We start from the raw sequence: 2428 nt of genomic DNA on the forward strand, positions 1-2428 counted from the left end.
TTGGCCGCCCGCGGTAACCAGCTCTTCACTGTTCCCCTCGCGGCGACTTAGAAAACAATACACCCACCCAACCCCCACCGCAAATCCCCCCACACCAAGGGCCGTGCACTCGACAGATCCGCGGAAACGCGCGGATACTGGGGCCCTTCGACGGCCTCATAGGCAGCCACACACCGTTTATTGATCGTGTTCACTGGGTCACATCCAGCCGCACACAGATGGGGGCCGCGGGGCCGGCCGCAGGGTGATCCTTATTGGGCATGGTTATCGGGTAATCACTGAACATGCACTAGTCGACGTCCGTCTCGGCGTGGAAAACGATTCGGGGTAGCCATCAGCGAGGCAAAATCGATCATTGCTTCCATGCCTGGAGCAGATGGTTCCACACCGACACGCTGCACGGTGAGCGCGAACACGTAACTGCAATTGGTGGAGTGGGCCGGATGCGTAGATTTGCCAATACGTGGCGCGCGGTTGACAGTGCCTATGCTGGGACGATGCCGCTCAACCGAAGTCGCAAGGCCAGGGCCGCTCTGAGACGCAAGCGCCGGATGGATCGTGTCGAGCACGATCTCAACGAGGAGCAGTGGACCGCCCTCAAGGCGGCTTGGGGTGGCTGCGCGTACTGCGGCGCCATCAACAAGCCGCTACAGCGCGACTGCGTCCTGGCGCTCTCCCGCGGCGGGCGTTACACGCTCGAGAACATCGCGCCGGCCTGCGGCTCCTGCAACGCCAGCAAGTGCAACGATGAAGTCACCGGCTGGCTGCGTCGTAAGCGACTCGACGAGCGGGCCTTCCTGTTGCGCCACCTCGAAATCAACGCGATGCTCGCACTGCAGTTCCTCGCGGCAAACCAGCAGACTCTGCTTGGGGTTGGAGAGGTCCACGGAACGGGGTAGCGGGCTAGGAACAACGTTCCGCCATGAGTGTGTGCAGGGGATGTTCAGAGAGCAGCCGCAGGTCTAGTCTTCATCCCATGAACGAACACACGGTTCCCAGCGACGTCGGCGGGTATTTGTTCGAGTTCAGAAGGACACGTCCGCTCCGCGAGACGGCACGATGGGTGACTGGGCTCGGTCTGGTCCTGGCCGGCGCAGCCATCTCGGTGATAGGCAATGCCTCGTCCTCCTATATGTCCCTCCCGTTGGGAATCGCCATTGCTGTCTTGGGCATCCTCCTGCTCACCACATATGCGTATGACAGGAACAAGGCGAATCGAACCTCCCCTGCCGAGGCAGGCAAGCATCGAACAAGAAGCGTCCGCAAGGCGAATAGCAAAGAGTCCCTGGCATCGCAACTTGCCCTCGTAGCAGACCTGTATTCGCAGGGTGCCCTTACCCGAAGAGAATTTGAGGCCGCCAAGCGTCGCTTACTCGATAACTGATCCCTAGCCGCCTGGCCCCAGCCACGCACTGAGCCATTGACTACCGCGGCCTACTGCGGACACGAACAGCAAAGCCAACAGGCCGTGGCGACGCTCTACCCTTGACCACAAGTCGGGCGCCCGAGCCATAATCGAGTTTGGCACCAGCGCCGTGCCGAGGATAGGGCCGAACTGACGGCGCCTCTGGAGTAAAGGAGTTCTCGAGTGACGAAGTACCTGATCTCGTTTCCAAGTGAGGCCATGGTGTTCCCCGCGGAGGACTTCGAAGTGGTTGTTGAAGCCTCGCATGCCGTCATCGACGAGGCCAAAAAGGCCGGCGTGTACGTCTTCGGCGGCGGGATCGATGAGACCGTAGACCCTGTGCTCGTGGCCGCTGACGGTTCGGTCACGGAAGGCTCGCACGCAGGCCACGAGGTACCCAACGGCGGCTACCTCGTTCTGGAGCTGCCCTCGCGGCAGGAGGCACTCGACTGGGCGGCAAAGATCGCCGTGGCCTGCCGCTGTTCGCAAGCAGTCCGGCAGTTTGGGTACGACCCTGCCAGCTGACCGGGGGAACCGGGCCAGAGCCGGTCGTGCGTCGAATAGGTCGGGTGCACCCGGCTGGCGCTGGGCGCCAGGATCTGATGGACATTCTGAGAGCGTTCGTGGATTTGGCGGTACTGGACGTGCGCAAAATTACTGCAGCAAGTGGGAGAGAGTTGGTGCGTGGCCGGCGGTGTCGCCCAGGTCGGCGGGGGTCCGGCGGCGGTGCCTGGTGACCTGAGGTGTCGCCCGGGCCGGAGTGGACGACGACGGCGGTCGGCGGTGTGATGCAGTTGCTGCGGCGGCTGCCGGGTGGGTGCAGTTGCTGCAAGAGGGTTCCCCGGGTTTTTGCGGGTACTGCGAGAGCGATGGGAAGATTCGTGGAGGGAGTGCCGGAGGGTTGTGTGCTTGGGTCCCGGTGTGCGTGGGGCCGGCAGGGGTTGGTGTGGCCTGCCGTGGGGTTGTGGGTGTTTAAATGGGTCAGGCCCCGGACACTTTCGTGTTCGGGGCCTGGCCTGAATG

General features: G+C 62.8%; 3 protein-coding genes. All 3 read left to right on the forward strand.

Features of this window, described 5'->3' with window-relative positions; genetic code table 11:
• The first annotated feature begins 497 nt into the window (after window positions 1–497).
• The 3 genes from ABIA70_RS21610 to ABIA70_RS21620 all read left to right on the forward strand — a co-directional run bounded on the left by ABIA70_RS21610 (window position 498) and on the right by ABIA70_RS21620 (window position 1930).
• Entirely contained in the window at window positions 498–899 is a 402-nt protein-coding gene (locus ABIA70_RS21610) for an HNH endonuclease (protein ID WP_354149644.1), read from the forward strand.
• A 77-nt stretch (window positions 900–976) separates the two neighbouring features.
• Window positions 977–1384 carry a hypothetical protein gene (locus tag ABIA70_RS21615; RefSeq protein ID WP_354149645.1) on the forward strand — a complete coding sequence of 136 codons (408 nt, stop codon included), beginning with the start codon at window positions 977–979 and terminating at the stop codon, window positions 1382–1384.
• 204 nt (window positions 1385–1588) lie between these two features.
• Window positions 1589–1930, forward strand: coding sequence for a YciI family protein (locus ABIA70_RS21620; RefSeq protein ID WP_354149646.1), 342 nt, complete (start codon window positions 1589–1591; stop codon window positions 1928–1930).
• Window positions 1931–2428: the final 498 nt, after the last annotated feature.

Origin of the sequence: Arthrobacter sp. 754 (assembly GCF_040548695.1) — a bacterium.
Classification (GTDB): Bacteria; Actinomycetota; Actinomycetes; order Actinomycetales; family Micrococcaceae; genus Arthrobacter.